This is a genomic window from Allobosea sp. FBZP-16 (assembly GCF_002831785.1).
GTDB lineage: Bacteria > Pseudomonadota > Alphaproteobacteria > Rhizobiales > Beijerinckiaceae > Allobosea > Allobosea lupini.
Map to the genome: position 1 here is coordinate 84,283 of NZ_LNCQ01000052.1, position 16,405 is coordinate 100,687.

Here is a 16,405-nt window from a genome sequence, read left to right on the forward strand (position 1 = left end):
CCTCGCCGGGCCCGTGCAGAGGGATCGACCTCGCCGGTTCGCCGGCACATCACGCCGTCCCGACCGGGCATGGTCAGTCGCGCGGCCCCGGAATTCATTGTAAATTTGTCGCGCTGGCGGCCGATCGCGGCGTTCAGCCGTGATCAGGTCGCAATGGCCGTCAAAAACGAAGCTTCAGGGGGCATTGCGGGCAGCCGGTTTTTGGATACAATTATCCTATGATCTCATCGCTCCCCGCGGTCACGACAGCGTCCGTCCTCGCCCAGCGCCTGCGCGAGGCGATCGATGCCGGGCGCTGGCGTCCGGGCGAACTGGTGCGGCAGGAGCAGATCGCCGCCGAATACGGCGTCAGCCGCATCCCGGTGCGCGAGGCGCTGGCGCAGTTGCAGAGCGAGGGGCTGCTCGAGATCGCGCATTACCGCGGCGCCCGCGTGAGCCGGCCGCAGGCCGTGGAGATCGCCGAACTGTTCGACCTCCGGCTGCTGGTCGAAGGCGACCTCCTGGCGCGAGCGCTCGGAGGGCACGACCAGCGCTCGCTGCGTGAGCTGACGCGGCTGCAGGACAGGCTGGAGGACGCCGAGGACCGGCTCGGCTGGATTTCCGGCGACATCGCCTTCCACGAGGCGCTTTACGGGCCGGCGGAACGGCCGCGCAGCCTTGCGCTCTTCCGGCAGTTGCGCGCCCCGATCGACCGCTTCAGCGTCCAGGCACTCGGCCCCGGGACGCGCAAGCAGGGCTGGGCCGACGAGCACCGACAGTTGATCGCCGCCGTCGCGGCGGGCGAAGCAGCTGCGGCCAAGGCGATCCTCGAACAGCATCTGCAGGCGACGCGGGCTGTGGTGCTCGCGGCCTGCTCGGGAGACGGAGAAAACTGATGGCGACGCATGGTGCGACGATCACCTGGCAGCGCGGCGAGGAAGCCTTCCTCGATAACCGCTATAGCCGCGCCCATCTCTGGCGCTTCGATGGCGGGCTGGAGGTGCCGGCCTCGAGCTCGCCGCATGTGGTGCGCGTGCCGTTCTCCAATCCGGCCAATGTCGATCCGGAGGAGGCTTATGTCGCGGCGCTGTCGAGCTGCCACATGCTCTGGTTCCTCAACCTCGCGGCCATCAGCGGCTACCGGGTCGACCGATATGCCGATGCCGCCGAAGGCGTGATGGAAAAGAATGCCGACGGCAAGGAGTGGGTCGCGACGGTGACGCTCAGGCCGCATGTCGTCTTCAGCGGGCCGAAGGCGCCGGACGAAGCCGCCGTCGAAGCGCTGCATCAAGACGCCCACGCCAACTGTTTCCTGGCCAATTCGGTGCGCTCGGCGCTGGAGACGCAGGGCAGCTGGGCCTATCAGAGCGCAGCCTGAGGCATGCGCCCCTATTGCGCCGCGAGCAGATCGTCTTCGGCGACGAGCCGGCCGATGAAGCCGAGCTGCCGGTCGACGCACGCCTCGCGCTCATAGCGCGCGATGACGGTCCGGCGTGCGGCGGCGCGCAGCGGCGCCAGCTCGTCTTGCCTGTCGAGCGCGGCGACCACCGTCCTTGCCAGCCTCGTCTCGTCGAAGAAGGGGGCGAGCAGGCCGTTGGTGCCGTGGCGGATCACCTCCTGCACCGGCGGCGTCGCCGAGCCGACGACCAGCGCACCGCAAGCCATCGCCTCCAGCATCGACCATGACAGGACGAAGGGGACGCTCAGATAGACATGGGCGGCCGAGACCTGGAACAGCCTGACGAGATCGGCATGGGCAAGCCACGGGATATGGACGATGCGATCGCCGAGGCCGGTCTCCTCCAGCATGACCTCGCGCCAGGGCCGCCCGTCCGGACGTGGGCGGCCATAGCCAGGCCCGTCGCCGCCGACCGCAACGAAGAGCACGTTTGGCCGATCCTGCGCGATCCTGGCCGCCGCCCGCATGAATTGCGGATAACCGCGATAGGGATCGAGATCGCGGGCGGCGAAGGTGACGACGCGATCGCCGGGGCGGAGCACGCGGCCGTCGGGCAGCGTGAATGCCGCCTGCGCGTCGGGCCGGCAGAACTGGATGTCGATGCCGTCATGGCAGACGGCGATGCGCTGCTGCAGGGCCCGGGGATATTGCAGCTGCTGCCAGCGCGTCGGTGCATAGGCGAAGTCGAGCGCCTGCAGCGTCACCAGCTGGGCAGCATTGCGCATGCGGATGCGCCGCCGCTCGGCTTCCGGTACGGGGATGCCTGAGTCGAAGTCGAGGTCGGAGCCGGTCGCGTTGTAGAAATACTCGCAATAGCCGATCAGCGGCACGCCCGGCATCGCGTCCTTGGCGAAGAGCATGCCGCCCCAGCCGACATGGCCGAGGATCGCATCCGGCCGGTCTTGCCGGTGCAATCTGCTCAATGCGGCGGCAACCGCCTCGCCAGTGCGCACATGATAGTCGGTGGCGGCCAACGTCGCATGCGCAGTCGCCGGCTCGCCTACCGAATAGGCGATCTGCCTCACACCCGGGCGATCCGGCTCAGGCTTCTCCGTCACCAGCGTGACCTCGCCGCCCTCGGCGACGAGGCGCCGGATCAGGTGAGCGAACTGACCAGATCCTGAACGATGAACGAATAGGACGTGCATGAAGCCAGCAGGATCCCGCCATAGCGCAAAGCGTCGCTCCACCACTGCTCGAGGCGGCGCAGCGTGTCGTGGGTAGCCTGAAGATCGGCGACGAGATCGTTGTCGAGTCCCTGGCTGAATTGACTGGTCTCGTCGAGCAGCTTCAGGCGCTCGACCAGAAGCTGACCCTTCGGCGAGAGCGAGATGCGAGCGAGACGGCGGTCGCGCGGGGACGCCCCGCGGTCCAGATAGCCGCTCTCGACCAGTTGCTTGAGGTTGTAGGAGGCGTTCGAGCCGACATAGTGGCCGCGGTCGAGCAGATCGCGCACCGCGATCTCGCCGGAGCCGATGGTGAACAGCACCATCACCTGCGAAGGCGAGATGTCGTCGACCCCGAGCTTGGTCAGCTCGAGCCTGAGATAGTCGAGAAAGCGCCGGCTGACCCGTTCGACCATGCGAGCGAGGTCGAGCTGCGAGACCGGCACCCTCGCAGGGCCTGATTCGGCTTCCAGGCGACGGATGCCGTCGGGCGGATCTCCATTGAAACCATTGCCTAAGAATCGAGCGCCGTCATGGGGTTTTAGATGCATTCCCTACTCCGCCTGATCTCGAAATGAGCAGTCAGCCCTCCGGGCCCCTTCGGCTGACGAATAGCCTATACGCAAAGCACATGCCACCCTGAACCCATGGATGTTAAGATTTTATCGAAATCAACATAGTCATGAAGTGTTTCAAATTTTGAAATGTAGCACGCTTCTGCCATATTCTCGGTAATTGTCGTTATTTCCTAAGGCTTCATCTGTCATATTATAGACACGGCTTATGTGTCAGGCTTTAATAACACTCAGAGACTGCCGTATCGTCATAGGCGTCAGCGGCGCCATCTGATGGCCAGCCACCGTTCGGAGACCTGCATGAAGGTTGCGACCCAGCCTGCCGACGTCCTGATTCGCGGCCTGCAGCGCGGCTTTGCCGGAGGGCTGGCCTATGCCGCCTTCCTCAGCTTCTGCGTCAACATCCTGCTGCTGACCGTGCCGATGTTCATGCTGCAGGTTCAGGACCGCGTCATCGTCAGCCGCAGCTATGACACGCTGACCATGCTGCTGGTGATCGCGGTCGGGGCGCTGGCGCTCTACGGCACGATCGAATTCATCCGCTCGCTGACCTTCCAGGCGATGGCGAGCATCCTCGCCCGCCGGCTCAACCTGCCGGCGCTGCAGGCCGCCGTCTCGACCTCGCTGGAGAAGGGCTCAGGCCAGGCGACGCAGGCGATCCGTGACCTCAACGAACTCCGCTATTTCATCGCCAGCTCGGCGATCGCGACACCGCTGGAGGCGATGTGGTCGCCGATCTTCCTGGCCGTGCTGTTCGCCTTCCACTGGATCTACGGCCTGGTCGGCCTGGCCTCCCTGCTGATCCTGCTGCTGCTGGGCGTCGTCTCCGACATGCTGACGCGGCGGGCGCTGAAGGAGGCGAACGAAGAAGGCGTCGCTTCGATCAACGAGATCAGCGCCACCTTGCGCCATGCCGAGACGATCGAGGCTATGGGCATGCTGCCGGCCCTCTCCAGCCGCTGGCGGGCCAAGCAGATCGCCATGCTCGAGCATCTCGATCTCGGCACGCGCCGCGGCAAGTTCATCGCCGCCATCACCCGCGCCAGCCGCATGACCATGCAGCTTTCGATCTATGCGACGGGCGCGGTGCTGATCATCCGGCACGAGGTCTCGGCCGGCACGCTGATGGCGGCGAGCATCCTGCTCGGGCGCCTGCTGGCGCCGTTCGACTCGATGATCACCGACTGGCGGCAATGGGTGCTCGCCGCCGCGGCCTGGAAGCGCGTCCGCGAGCTCCTGCAATCGCAGAGCTCGCAGCGTCAGAGCGTGCCGACGCCGGCGACGCAGGGCGACCTCGTCATCGACCGGCTGGTCTACGCGCCGAAGGGCGGCGAGCAGACGGTGATCAAGGGCGTCTCCTTCACGCTCGAGCCGGGCGAGGTGCTCGGCCTGGTCGGGCCATCGGGAGCCGGCAAATCGACGCTGGCGCGACTGATCGTCGGCGTGCTCAAGCCGAATGTCGGCGGCGTCTATCTCGACGGCCACAACACCTATCTATGGGAGCGCGGCTCCTTCGGCGACATGGTCGGCTATCTCCCGCAATCGGTCTCGCTGCTCGACGGCACCATCGCCGAGAACATCGCCCGCATGCGCAAGCCCGATCCTCACGCCATCCTGGAAGCGGCGCGTATCGCCGGCGTGCACGAGCTGATCGGCCGCCTGCCGCTCGGCTACGACACCAATGTCGCCGACAGCGATTTCAAATTGTCCGGCGGCCAGCGCCAGCGCATCGGCCTGGCGCGGGCACTCTACGGCATGCCGCGTCTCGTCGTGCTCGACGAGCCCAATGCCAATCTCGACACCGAGGGCGAGCAGAGCCTGATCCGGGCGATCAACGCCGCGCGCGAGAGCGGCGCGATCGTGATCCTGATCGCGCATCGCCCCTCGGTGATGCAGATCGTCGACAAGATCCTGGTGCTGCGCGAGGGCCGCGTCGCCCAGTTCGGCCCGCGCTCGGCGATCTCCGGCATGATCACGCCGGCCGGCGTCGTCGAGCTCGAACCGTCGAAACCAGTCCCCGCCCGCGAGGTAAGCGCATGAGCGAGCTGCCGATGTTGCGCCGGCCGGACCGCGCGCTCCTGCCGGTGACGATTGAGGCGGAGCCCGAGGAGCGCATGCCGTCGCTGCGCAATCTCGTCCTCGCCGGCGTCGCCGCGGTGGCGATCGGCTTCGGCGGCTTCGGCGCCTGGGCCGTGACGGCGCGGCTCGACAACGCCGCCGTCGCGCAAGGCACGGTGATCGTCGACAGCCGCCGCAAGACCGTGAGCCATCTCGAAGGCGGCATCCTCAAGACCCTGCTCAAGGCCGAAGGCGAGCGCGTCTCGCAGAATGAGCCGCTGCTCAGGCTGGAGGACGCCCGCGCACGCGCCGAGCTGCAGCAGCTCGAAGGCAAACGCGTCGGCCTCGACGCCAGGCTCGCCCGTCTGCGTGCCGAGCAGAGCGATGCGACGCAGATCGACTTCCCGGATGACATCGAGAATGCGCGGACGCCGATCGCACGCGAGGTGATCAATGCCGAGCGAGCGCTCTTCCGCGCCCGCGCCCAGGTCTATGACGGCAAGACCCGCATCCAGCAGCGCGTGATCGAGCAGCATCAGGCCGAATCCGAGGCGTTGCAGGCGCAGATCGACGCGGTGCGCAACCAGCGCACGCTGATCGACGATGAGGTGAAGACGATCGCCGAGCTCTATGAGAAGCGCTACGCCAAGCGCTCCCAGCTCGTTGAGCTGCAGACCCGCCAGAGCGAGCTCACCGGCCGCGCCGGCGAGATGAAGGCACGCAAGGCCAAGGCCGAGCAGGCCGTCGCCGGCGCCGAACTCGAGATCAAGGCGATCAGCCTCGATCGCCAGAGCGAGATCGCCAAGGACCTGCAGGACAGCCAGCTCCAGCTCTCGGAGGTGGTCGAGCGCATCGTCCAGGCGCGGGACGTGCTGCGCCGGCTGGTGGTGACTGCGCCACAGGAAGGCATCGTCGCCAATATCCGCATGCGCACGGCCGGCAGCGTCGTCGCCGCGGGCGAGGCCATCCTCGACATCGTGCCCGAACAGGAGCCGCTCGTCGTCGAGGCCAAGGTCGATCCGCGCGACATCGATTCGGTCCGGGTCGGCGCCGACACGCAAGTGCGGCTCACCGCCTTCAACGCCCGAATCATGCCCCCGCTTCTGGCGAAGGTCAGCTATGTCGCTGCCGACCAGCTGGTCGACGACAAGACCGGAAATGCCTTCTTCATCGTCCGCGCCGAGATCACGCCGCAGAGCCTGAAGGAGAACAAGGTGACGCTGCATGCCGGCATGGCGGCCGAGGTGCTGATCGTCAACGGCCGCCGTTTTGCGGCCGATTACCTGCTTTCGCCCATCCGGGACAGCTTCAATCGCGCCTTCAGGGAGGATTGAGCCCGGTCGATGCGGTCGCCGAAGTCGGATCGCATCCCCGGCCGATTCCAAATCAAAACAATATACTTCGAAATCCGTATCAAACTCTCAGTATAATGCTCGGCTGAACAATATATAAAATGATTTAAACTTTGCTGCACCGCAAAATAGTCATAATATATTGCTTGATATCAAGCTCTTCTAGGCTACTCTCATGAGCGTCGCACGATGGCGAGCCTCCGGATCGCTATCGAAATCGCACCGTGACCCAGAACGAGCGGCGGACGTTCTCCGCATATCTGGTGGTGCTCTCTGATCACCGAGGAGGTGACGAATGGCCACGATCGAAGGCAGTGCATTCGACGATTTCTTGATTGGGACACGCTTCAGTGACGTGATCCTCGCCGGCGCCGGGGACGACATCGTCCATGGCGGCAACCAGGTGGATTCCCTCTTCGGCGAAGAGGGTGACGACCTGCTTTACGGCGATGCCGGCAACGACTTCCTGTCCGGCGGCGAGGGCAACGACGCCCTCTTCGGCGGCCTGGATGACGATGTCCTCTCCGGCGGCGAAGGCAATGACAGCCTGTTCGGCGGCGAGGGCGACGACGTCCTCGACGGCGGCACAGGCGACGACATCCTGCGCGGCAACAACGGTGACGACGTGCTGCGCGGCGGCGACGGCGACGACCTGCTCCAGGGCGGGCCGGGCGACGACATCCTGCTCGGCGGCACCGGCAATGACGTGCTGCAGGGCGGCATCGGCAGCGACGTGCTCGAAGGCGGCGCCGGCAACGACGTCCTTCAGGGCGGCGCGGGCGACGATCTGCTCTTCGCCGGCGCGGGTGACGACATCCTCTCCGGCGGCGCCGGCGACGACATCTTCATCTTCAATGGCGGCGGCGGCAACGACGTCGTGCTCGACTTCGATGCCGGCCAAGACCTGCTGCAGATCTCCAGCGGCATCAACGGCACCGACATCGGCTCGGCCGAGGACGTGGCGGCGCGCGCCACCACCGTCGGCGGCAACGCCGTCGTCGATCTCGGCAATGGCGACACCGTGACCATCGTCGGCGTCACCGCCGAAGACATCCAGGCCGACCCGAACTCCTACTTCTCGGTCGCCTGACGACAGCTGGCGCCGGCCGGGCCCAGGCCCGGCCGGCGCCTCCCCCTGCCCTTTCGGAACAGGTTCCCCATGCTCTCTCTTGCGCCCGCGCCGGCCACGGACGGCCTGAGCCCACAGCTGCATCTCTCCCGGCTGAGCGGCACGGTCTTCCTGCTGAGCTGGACCATCGACGCTCCCGTGCTGTCGCGGCCACGCATCGCGCTGGCGGCAGGGGAAAAGCGCCTCGGCTCGGCCTCGGTCGTCCTGCCGCTCGGCGACGGGCGCCTGCGCGTCGTCGTCGTCTTCCGCCATGGCGGGCCCGGAGAGGTCGTCGCGGCGCTGTCCGACGATCATCCGGGTGGCGACACCACCGCGCGTTTCGATCCCGATCTGGTCCATGGCATGGCCGATGCGGAGGATCTCGTCCGCGACGCCACGCCCGATGCACGCCGCATGCTCGCCAACGCGCTGGTCGGCCATTGGCCGACGCTGTTTGGGCTGAGCCAGGCTGCCGGCTATCTCGGCTTCGTGCGCCAGTTCCTGCTGGTTCTCGCCCGCAAGCCCACGGCGGCGTCTCCGGTCGCCCGGCTCACCGAAGGCAAGGTCCTGCTGGAAACGACGGTTCCCGGCCGGCTCCCAGGTGTCCGCACCGCCTATCGGCTCGATGCCGGCGGCCTTTCCCGCCAGCCCGGAAAACCGCGGCTCGGCCGTGCCGATCGCGCCGGCAACCGGCCGCTGCACCTGATCATCGACGAATTCCCGCCACAGGCCGGCGGGCTGCTGATCCTGCAGGCCGAATCCGGCCTGATCGTCAGGACGGTCGCTGCCCGCCAGGACATCCCTTCGCTCGGACGCTGGTGGGCCGGCAAGGCCAGCCAGCGCGACGGATTGCGCAGCTGGCTGGTCGAGCAGCTCTCCGGCCTGTCAGAGCAGGGCCGCCTGCTGGCGATCGAGATGCAGAGGCGGCTGCCGCTCGCCGCCCAGACCGTGCGCCGCAATGACGACCTGCCCTCGGCAGAGCTCGATCTCGCCGTCACCACACCGGCCGGGCTGCTGCTCGGCGGCTGGTACCGCGATGCCGAGGGGCTGCTCGACGAGATGCTGCTGCATCGCTCCGAGGGCGAGCCGACGCCGGTGCTCGAGCGGCTGGAGAACTTCCCTGCGCTGCTGCCCGCCGGCGCCAATGGCGACGTCAAGCGCGCCACCGGCTTTGCTGCCCTGATCCCCGGCTATGCCGGCGGTGCGCCGGTGCTGCAGCCACGGGTCGAGCTCAAGCTGAAATCCGGCACCGTGCTGTCGCTGCGCCCCAATGCGCAGCCCGCGGACGCTCTCGCCATCCGGGCCCGGGCGCTGGCCGCGATCCCGCCCCAGCACCTGACCGCGCAGATGCTGGAGCGGACGATCGCGCCGGTCCTCGCAGACTGCCAGGCGGCTTTGCGCCAGACCCTGCCGGAGCCCCGCATCAGGAGCTTCGGCAAGGGCCCCGCGCATCCCGCGGTCTCGGTGGTGATCCCGCTCTATCGCGTCTACGATTTCCTGCGCATCCAGGTCTCGGCTTTCGCCGCCGATCGCTGGTTCGCCGAGAAGGCCGAGCTGATCTACGTGCTCGATTCACCCGAGCACGAGGGCGAGGTCGCCCATCTCCTCGGCGGTCTCTTCCTCGCCTACGGGTTGCCGATGCAGCTCGTGGTGATGGGCCGCAATGGCGGCTTCTCGGCCGCCTGCAATGCCGGCGCGGCCGCCTCTCGCGGCCAGGCGCTCGCCATGGTCAATTCCGATGTCATCCCCGACAGCGAGGGCTGGCTGCCGGCGTTGTTGCAGCGCATCGAGCCGCATCGACGCACCGGCGCGGTCGGCCCCAAGCTGCTCTATGACGACGGCTCGCTGCAGCATGCCGGGCTCTACTTCAAGCGCGACAGTAAAGGCACTTGGCTCAACCATCATTACTTCAAGGGCATGCCAAGCGGCTATGCGCCGGCCAATGTCGAGCGGCCGGTGCCGGGCGTCACCGGCGCCTGCATCGTGATGCCGCGGGCGCTGTTCATGGAGATCGGCGGCTTCGACGACGCTTACGTCATCGGCGACTACGAGGACAGCGATCTCTGCCTCAAGATCGCGCGGGCCGGGCTCGGCATCGTCTATGTCCCGAGCGTGTCGCTCTACCATCTCGAGCGCCAGTCGATCTCGAAGAGCCTCGACTACACGCGTGGCGTCGCCTCGCAGCACAATTCCTGGCTCCAGACCAGGCGTTGGGACAGCGAGATCGCGGCGCTGATGGCCGCGGTCGACAAGCCGGCGACCCAGCAGCACCCCGCGCCGCCACGGGCGCCATCCTTGAGCCTCGATCCGGAATTCCTGCTCTCCCGCGCCAACCTCAGAAGGGCGACAGCGGCATGACGGCGACCCTTGCCCTGCGACAGACCACCTCGGAAGCAGCGCCCGCGATCGGGCCGATGACGCCCGAGCTCGCCTGGCTGATGGCCCATGTCCAGACGAACCGGTTCCTGCCGCATCCGCCGCCGGATTCGATCTTCGTCGGCGATGGCGACTACCGTGCCATCGGCGCCGAGTTCCTCGGCCATTTCGTCCGGATCGGCCGGTTGCAGCCGCATGAGCGCGTCTTCGACATCGGCTGCGGCATTGGCCGGATGGCGGTGCCGCTGACCCAATATCTCGACCCCGAGCGCGGCAGCTATGACGGCGTCGATCCCGTGATGGACGGCATCCTCTGGTGCGCCCAGACGATTTCTCCGGCCTATCCGCGCTTCCGTTTCCAACGCCTCGATATCGCCCATCCGCTCTACAACCCGCAGGGCTCGCTGCCGGGCAACGAGGTCCGCTTCGGCTTCGCCAACCAGAGCTTCGACTTCATCACCATGACCTCCGTGGCGACGCATCTGCCGCCGGAAGAGCTAGTGGTCTACCTGCACGAGGCGGCGCGCCTGCTCGCCCCGGGCGGACGGCTCTTCCTCACCGCCTTCGCCCTCGACGGCCAGAGCACCGGCCAGGAGCGCCTGAAGTTCCGGCGCTGGGGCGAGGGTCCCGGCTGGTACGCGATCGAGGAGGCACCGCTGGCCGCCGCCGGTATCGACGCCGGCTTCCTGCTGGAGCACGCCACTCAGGCCGGGCTTGCGGTCGAGCGGCTCGACCCCGGCCATTGGCGCGGGCACAGCGCGGCCCATTACCAGGATCTGCTGGTCGCGGTTAAACTGGGGGCCCAGCGATGAACCGGCGCATCCTCGTCGTCGCCCACAACCACCCGGATCTGCATCCGGGCGGTACCGAGATCTTCGCCCATGACCTGGCGAGCGCCTATCGTGGCGAGGGCTGCGAGGTGCTCTTCCTCGGCGCAACCAATGCGATCCACCGCCAGCCGCATCCCGGCACCGCCTTCCAGGCGACCGGAGCGGATGGCGACCTCTTGCTGTGGAGCGGGCATTTCGACCGCTTTCATCTCAGCCAGATCGACCACTACGGCACCTTGCAGGATCTCGGCTCGCTGCTGACCGAGTTCCGGCCGGACGTGATCCACATCCATCATCTCGTGCTGATCGGCGCCGAGTTCCTGGCGCTGGCGCGGCGTCTGCTGCCGCAGGCCTCGATCGTGATGACGCTGCACGACTACTATTCGATCTGCCATCACGACGGGCTGATGGTGCGCACCGGCGACAAGCAGCGCTGCACCGGTGCTTCGCCGGCAAAATGTCATGGCTGCTTTCCTGAGATCGGCCCCGACCGCTTCCTGCTGCGCGAGCGCTTCCTGAAGACGCATCTGTCCGCCGTCGATCGCTTTGTCTCCCCAAGCCGCTTCCTGCGCCAGCGCTATATCGACTGGGGCTTGCCAGGCGAGAAGATCGAGGTCATTGCCAATGCCCGGCCGGTCCAGATGCCGGTGCCGCACCGGCATACCCACGGCCCTCGCAACCGCTTCGGCTATTTCGGCAACCTCAATCCCTGGAAGGGTGCACTGCCGCTGCTGCAGGCGGCGAAGCTTCTGCGCGACGAGGGCGCTGACGGGTTCGAACTGCGCATCCATGGCGGAGCGCCGTTCCAGAGCGAGGCTTTCACCACAGCGGTCGACAAGGCGCTCGCCGAAGCTGGCGCCGAGGTCGTGCATTGCGGCCCTTATCGCCGCGACGAGATGCCGACGCTGATGGCCGAGGTCGACTGGGTGGTTATGCCGTCGCTCTGGTACGAGAACGCCCCCCTCGTCATCCAGGAAGCCTTCCAGCACCTCAGGCCCGTGATCGCCAGCAATATCGGCGGCATGGCCGAGATGGTGAGCGACGGCGTCGACGGCCTGCACGTCCGCCCCGGCGACCCCGGCCAGCTCGCGCGGGTGATGGCCCGCGCCATGAGCGAGGACGGGCTCTGGCACCGCCTAGTCGGCGGCATAGAGCCCGGGGCTGGCATGGACGCCTGCGCGCAGGCGCATCTGGCCCTGTTCGATCAACTCAAACTGGCGGAGGCGGCATGACCAGCATGACGACGATGCACAGTCCGGACGGTACCGTGAGCGACGCGAGCGAGACCCCGGCAAAGCTCAACGGGCGCGTCGATGCGCTCGACGGCAACCGGCTGCATGGCTGGATCTGGGACGAGGCGCGCCCGGAGGAACGGCTGATCGTGCGCCTGATGCGGGGCGGCCTCAAGGTGCAGGAGGCGGTGGCCGACCAGGGCCGCATCGACCTGCGCCGCAACGGCATCGGCGATGGCAGGCACGCCTTCGCCATGGAGCTCGACGACCGCACCGCTGCGGCGCGCGAGGCGCTGACCGTCGTCGGCATCTCGCCAAGCACCGGCGCGCAGCTCGAACTGCGCCTGCCGCCGGCGGCGGAGCTTGCGGCCGAGGCGGCGATCGCCGTGCCGCTCGCCCGCTTCTTCGACCGGGTCGAGGCACTGATCGCGTTGCAGCGGCGCTCGCAGCTGACCCAGAAGGAGTTGCTCGACAAGGTCGGCGAGCTCGGCGTGCAGCTGGCGCAGCATCGCCAGCGCGAGGCCGAGGTGAGGCAATCCGAGGAGGTCGAAGGCAATGGCGCGATCGCGTCCCGTCTCGGCGAGATCGACGTCTTCCAGATGCGCTTCGACCAGACGCTGCGGGCCTTCGACGACCGGCTGGTCGCGATCCGCAAGGAGGCCAAGGCGCCGCTCCGGCAGGTCACCGTCGTGCTCGGCTTCCTCTCGGGCCTGTCGGCGCTGCTCTCCTTCGTCACGCTCACCGTCATGCTGATGGGCAGGTGAGGCGATGAACGAGGTCATCATCCCCGAGCGGACCATGATCAGCCCGGCGCCGACCGTCGCCTGGACTCCGCTCGGCGAGAACGCGATCCTGGTGATGAGCGCCTGCGATGCGCTGCCCGGCAAGGTGCCGGTCGCGGTCGACGGCAACCCGCGCAACCGAGTCGAGACGATGGCGCTGACCTGGCGCCGGCCACAGGCCGACGCCGCGCACGCCACCGGCTTCCTCTGCCTCGCCCCCGCTCCGTCGCCCGATCGTGCCGGCTCCGGCGCGATCCTGCTCGGCCGGCCCGGCCGACCCTTGCGGCTGATCCTGGCGCCGAAGCCGATGCCGCTGCAGGCCTTCCTGGCGGCGCTCGCCGACGAGGCCGGGCAGTCCTTCCCAACCGTCGTCGACGGCCTCCTCGAAGTGCTGCTCGCCGGCAAGTCGAATCCGCGCCGCCTGCGCGCCGTCGGCATGCTGCTGCAATCGGTCGCCAAGCCCGGCGGTTTCGTCGAGGTGATGGGTCCGCTCGACGAGGGCATCTTCCTGCAGGGCTGGACCTCGAATTTCGCCGCCGGGCGCACCAAGCTGCTGATCGCGCATGGCGGGCTCTCGCCGGCCGTGCTGGAAGCGGGAACCTTCCAGCGCGACGATCTCGGCGAAGGCGCCTGTGGCTTCTTCGGCCTGCTGGAAGAGTGCGCGATCCGCCATCCCAGCGAGATCGAGCGACTGTTCTTCCGCGCCAATGACGGCTGGCGCGCGCTCGAGGTCTATGACCGCCACGTCCTGCTCGAGCAGATCACCGTGCCCGGCCATCTGCGCGACGGGCTGCAGCGCGGCATGGCGCCGCCGGCGACCGCCGAGAAGCTGAAGCAGGCCTCGCAACGCTTCGACGGGCGCGACACCATCTCCTTCCTGGAGCAGCCGGTGCGCGCCGGCATCGACGACGCCACCATCGTCGAGGGCAGTGGAGTCCTCGTCATCGGCTGGCTCTTCGACCCGGACCGCCTCACCGGCACTGTCACGCTGCGCAGCGGCAGCCAGTCCTGCGTCGTCGACAAACTCTGGACGCGCGCCGCACGGCCGGACGTCACCGCCGCCTTCGCCGAGGATCCGCGCTTCGGCCCGGCCATGGCGAGCCGGCGCAACAGCCACGGCTTCATCGTCTTTGCGCCGAAGCTGCTGCCGGAGCCCGGCCAGCCGCTCTATCTCGAATTCGAGGTCGAGGGTCACGGGCCGGCCTTCCTGCCGCTTTCGCCCGGACGCAATCCGCCCCGGCGCGCGCTGGAGCGGGTCTTCGGCCTGCTCGACCCGCGCTCCTCGACCGCGGCCGCCGTGGTCGAAAGGCAGATCGCGCCCGCCTTGCAGGCCGCCGAGATCGCCCCGCCCAAGGCGATCGAGACGCACGATATCGGCCGCTTCAACGCCGATGCGGCGCTCGGCCTGGTGATCGGCCTCGACCAGCGCCAGCGCGAGCTCTCCAGCCTGTTCGCCCTGCTCGCGATCGATCCAGAGATCAGGCCACTGCCGATCGTCGTCGCCGCTCCCGGTGAAAGCTTCGACCGGCTTGGAGCGGAGGCGCGCCGGCTGGCGAAGTTCTACGGACTCCAGGTCCGGCTCGTGCTGGTCGAAGGCGTCGAGGACAGCTGCGATGCGCTGGAGGCGGGCGTGCGCGCCTGCCGCTTCCAGACGGTGGCGCTCCTCTCCGGCGCGGCCCAGATCCGGATGCCGGGCTGGCTCGGACGCCTGGAGCGCGCCTATCGCGGCCGAGGCGGGCACTGCGTCGCCAGCCCGACCCTGCTGTTCGAGGACAATTCGATCCGCTGGGCCGGCGCCTGGCTCGAAGGCGAAGGCGCCAACCGGCGCGTCTACAACCGCTTCGTCGGCTATCCGCTCGATGCGATCGGCAGCCTCGGGCCGATGGAGGTCGCCGCCGGCGCAACCGAATGCTGCGTGATGTCGCGCAACGCCTTCCTCGAGGCTGACGGCTTCTCGCGCAGCTACTTCACGCCCAGCGAGAAGGGCCTCGATCTCTGCCTGAAGCTCAGGATGAACGGCGTGCCGTCGCTCTGGGTGCCAGAGGTCGAGATCTATGTCGTCGAGGACGCCGAGACCCGGCCGCATGTCGGCGCGCTTATCAATCTCGCCGACCGTACCAGTTTCGACCGGCGCTGGGCGCTGGCCATTTCCAACATGAGAGGATGAGCATGCGTATCCTCGTCGTCTCGCACGGCCACCCTTCCTTCTCGCTCGGCGGCGCCGAAATCGCCTCCTACAACCTGCACAAGGGCTTCCAGGCCAAGGCCGAGCTCGACACGCACTATCTCGCCCGGGTCGGCGCACCGACACCGCGCCATGGCGGCACGGCGCTGATGAGCCTGCGCCAGCGCGGCGGCGAACTGCTCTATTATGCCGAGGAGTACGACCACTTCCTGCTGTCGAACCGCGCCACCGACGAGATCGAGCGCGACTTCGTTCGCGTGCTGCGCGACCTCAAGCCCGACGTGGTGCACTTCCACCATTTCATCGGGCTCGGGCTCGAATGCATCTTCGCCGTGCGCGACACGCTGCCGGACGCGCTGATCGTCGTGACCTTCCACGAATATCTCTCGATCTGCCACCATCACGGGCAGATGGTGAAGACCGGCGCCTTCAAGCTCTGCTACCGGGCTTCGCCGAGCGACTGCAACGCCTGCTTCCCGGACATCTCTCCCGCACGCTTCCTGGCGCGCGAGACCTTCATCAAGGGCATCCTCAACCTAGCCGACCATTTCGTCTCGCCGAGCCGCTTCCTCGCCGAGCGCTACCAGCAATGGGGACTTTCGGCCGATCGCTTCTCGGTGATCGAGAACGGCATCGACGTCGCCGAGGTTGCGCCGCCACGGCCATTGCCGGAGGCCGAAAGCCGGCGCTCGCGCTTTGCCTATTTCGGCCAGCTCACCCCCTACAAGGGCGCCGACGTGCTGCTCGACGCCGTCACCCGCATCCCGGATTCGGTCTGGGGCGAGGACGGCGTGCTGCTCGTCTATGGCGGCAACCTCGACAGGCAACCGGAGGCCTACAAGAAGAAGTTCGCCGATCTGGTCGAGGCGGCCGGGCGGCGCGTGCGCTTCTGCGGCGCCTTCCAGAACCACGAGATGCCGAACCTGATGCGCTCGGTCGACTGGGTGGTGATGCCCTCGGTCTGGTGGGAGAACTCGCCGATCGTTATCCAGGAGGCCTTCTTCCACGGCCGCCCGATCCTCTCCAGCAATCTCGGCGGCATGGCCGAGAAGATCACCGACGAGGTCGACGGGCTGCATTTCCGCTCGGGCAGCCCGGAGGACCTCGTCGACTGCATGACCCGAGCGCTGAGCGAGCCCGGGCTATGGGAGCGCCTGCGTGCAGGCATCAAGAAGCCGCTCAGCCATGTCGACTGCGCCGATCAGCATCTGGCGCTCTACCAGCGCCTGATCGCCGAGCGGGGCGTGCCGGCTCCGGCCAATCGCGACGCCACGCCGATGATCGCGTGAGCTGCGCGCAGACA

Annotated in this window: 13 protein-coding genes; 11 read left to right on the forward strand and 2 right to left on the reverse strand. The window is 67.6% G+C overall.

What is annotated here, in order from left to right; translation table 11 throughout:
• Positions 1 to 218: 218 nt before the first annotated feature.
• Together CXY91_RS26145 and CXY91_RS26150 are read left to right on the forward strand one after the other, a co-directional pair.
• A complete protein-coding gene (locus CXY91_RS26145) occupies positions 219 to 875 on the forward strand; it encodes a GntR family transcriptional regulator (RefSeq protein ID WP_100964684.1) in 657 nt (218 codons plus the stop codon).
• Positions 875 to 1,357, forward strand: a complete 483-nt coding sequence (locus tag CXY91_RS26150; RefSeq protein WP_100964686.1) for an OsmC family protein — start codon at positions 875 to 877, stop codon at positions 1,355 to 1,357. Before CXY91_RS26145 ends, CXY91_RS26150 begins: the two co-directional genes overlap by 1 nt.
• 11 nt (positions 1,358 to 1,368) lie before the next feature.
• Here CXY91_RS26150 and CXY91_RS26155 read toward each other — a convergent pair whose 3' ends face one another.
• Both CXY91_RS26155 and CXY91_RS26160 read right to left on the reverse strand, forming a co-directional pair.
• On the reverse strand, positions 1,369 to 2,586 hold the full coding sequence (locus CXY91_RS26155; RefSeq protein WP_100964688.1) for a glycosyltransferase: 1,218 nt from the start codon (positions 2,584 to 2,586) through the stop codon (positions 1,369 to 1,371).
• Positions 2,535 to 3,020, reverse strand: a complete 486-nt coding sequence (locus tag CXY91_RS26160) for a MarR family transcriptional regulator (protein WP_199777573.1) — start codon at positions 3,018 to 3,020, stop codon at positions 2,535 to 2,537. The genes CXY91_RS26155 and CXY91_RS26160 overlap by 52 nt, the downstream gene beginning before the upstream one ends.
• Before the next feature lie 459 nt (positions 3,021 to 3,479).
• On the opposite strand from CXY91_RS26160, the gene CXY91_RS26165 reads away from it, so the two are divergent.
• The 9 genes from CXY91_RS26165 to CXY91_RS26205 all read left to right on the forward strand — a co-directional run bounded on the left by CXY91_RS26165 (position 3,480) and on the right by CXY91_RS26205 (position 16,391).
• Positions 3,480 to 5,219 (forward strand): type I secretion system permease/ATPase, encoded by a 1,740-nt coding sequence (locus CXY91_RS26165; RefSeq protein WP_091834909.1) that lies wholly within the window; start codon positions 3,480 to 3,482, stop codon positions 5,217 to 5,219.
• A complete protein-coding gene (locus tag CXY91_RS26170) occupies positions 5,216 to 6,571 on the forward strand; it encodes an HlyD family type I secretion periplasmic adaptor subunit (RefSeq protein WP_100964690.1) in 1,356 nt (451 codons plus the stop codon). Before CXY91_RS26165 ends, CXY91_RS26170 begins: the two co-directional genes overlap by 4 nt.
• Before the next feature lie 313 nt (positions 6,572 to 6,884).
• Positions 6,885 to 7,679, forward strand: coding sequence for a calcium-binding protein (locus CXY91_RS26175; protein WP_100964692.1), 795 nt, complete (start codon positions 6,885 to 6,887; stop codon positions 7,677 to 7,679).
• Positions 7,680 to 7,748: 69 nt separating this feature from the next.
• The gene (locus tag CXY91_RS26180) at positions 7,749 to 10,055 is read left to right on the forward strand and encodes a glycosyltransferase (protein ID WP_100964694.1); all 2,307 of its coding nucleotides are present in this window, start codon (positions 7,749 to 7,751) and stop codon (positions 10,053 to 10,055) included.
• The gene (locus tag CXY91_RS26185) at positions 10,052 to 10,885 is read left to right on the forward strand and encodes a class I SAM-dependent methyltransferase (protein WP_100964696.1); all 834 of its coding nucleotides are present in this window, start codon (positions 10,052 to 10,054) and stop codon (positions 10,883 to 10,885) included. The genes CXY91_RS26180 and CXY91_RS26185 overlap by 4 nt, the downstream gene beginning before the upstream one ends.
• On the forward strand, positions 10,882 to 12,135 hold the full coding sequence (locus tag CXY91_RS26190) for a glycosyltransferase family 4 protein (RefSeq protein ID WP_100964698.1): 1,254 nt from the start codon (positions 10,882 to 10,884) through the stop codon (positions 12,133 to 12,135). Before CXY91_RS26185 ends, CXY91_RS26190 begins: the two co-directional genes overlap by 4 nt.
• The gene (locus CXY91_RS26195) at positions 12,132 to 12,899 is read left to right on the forward strand and encodes a hypothetical protein (protein ID WP_091834930.1); all 768 of its coding nucleotides are present in this window, start codon (positions 12,132 to 12,134) and stop codon (positions 12,897 to 12,899) included. Before CXY91_RS26190 ends, CXY91_RS26195 begins: the two co-directional genes overlap by 4 nt.
• Before the next feature lie 4 nt (positions 12,900 to 12,903).
• A complete protein-coding gene (locus tag CXY91_RS26200) occupies positions 12,904 to 15,084 on the forward strand; it encodes a glycosyltransferase family 2 protein (protein WP_100964700.1) in 2,181 nt (726 codons plus the stop codon).
• Positions 15,085 to 15,086: 2 nt separating this feature from the next.
• Positions 15,087 to 16,391 carry a glycosyltransferase family 4 protein gene (locus CXY91_RS26205; RefSeq protein ID WP_465246894.1) on the forward strand — a complete coding sequence of 435 codons (1,305 nt, stop codon included), beginning with the start codon at positions 15,087 to 15,089 and terminating at the stop codon, positions 16,389 to 16,391.
• The last annotated feature ends 14 nt before the right edge of the window (positions 16,392 to 16,405 follow it).

Coding starts and splice junctions, on each gene's coding strand:
- CXY91_RS26145 (WP_100964684.1), top strand. CDS start 219: ATGATCTCATCGCTCCCCGCGGTCACGACAGCGTCCGTCCTCGCCCAG.
- CXY91_RS26170 (WP_100964690.1), top strand. CDS start 5,216: ATGAGCGAGCTGCCGATGTTGCGCCGGCCGGACCGCGCGCTCCTGCCG.
- CXY91_RS26155 (WP_100964688.1), bottom strand. CDS start 2,586: ATGCACGTCCTATTCGTTCATCGTTCAGGATCTGGTCAGTTCGCTCAC.
- CXY91_RS26175 (WP_100964692.1), top strand. CDS start 6,885: ATGGCCACGATCGAAGGCAGTGCATTCGACGATTTCTTGATTGGGACA.
- CXY91_RS26185 (WP_100964696.1), top strand. CDS start 10,052: ATGACGGCGACCCTTGCCCTGCGACAGACCACCTCGGAAGCAGCGCCC.
- CXY91_RS26160 (WP_199777573.1), bottom strand. CDS start 3,020: ATGGTCGAACGGGTCAGCCGGCGCTTTCTCGACTATCTCAGGCTCGAG.
- CXY91_RS26180 (WP_100964694.1), top strand. CDS start 7,749: ATGCTCTCTCTTGCGCCCGCGCCGGCCACGGACGGCCTGAGCCCACAG.
- CXY91_RS26165 (WP_091834909.1), top strand. CDS start 3,480: ATGAAGGTTGCGACCCAGCCTGCCGACGTCCTGATTCGCGGCCTGCAG.
- CXY91_RS26205 (WP_465246894.1), top strand. CDS start 15,087: ATGCGTATCCTCGTCGTCTCGCACGGCCACCCTTCCTTCTCGCTCGGC.
- CXY91_RS26200 (WP_100964700.1), top strand. CDS start 12,904: ATGAACGAGGTCATCATCCCCGAGCGGACCATGATCAGCCCGGCGCCG.
- CXY91_RS26150 (WP_100964686.1), top strand. CDS start 875: ATGGCGACGCATGGTGCGACGATCACCTGGCAGCGCGGCGAGGAAGCC.
- CXY91_RS26195 (WP_091834930.1), top strand. CDS start 12,132: ATGACCAGCATGACGACGATGCACAGTCCGGACGGTACCGTGAGCGAC.
- CXY91_RS26190 (WP_100964698.1), top strand. CDS start 10,882: ATGAACCGGCGCATCCTCGTCGTCGCCCACAACCACCCGGATCTGCAT.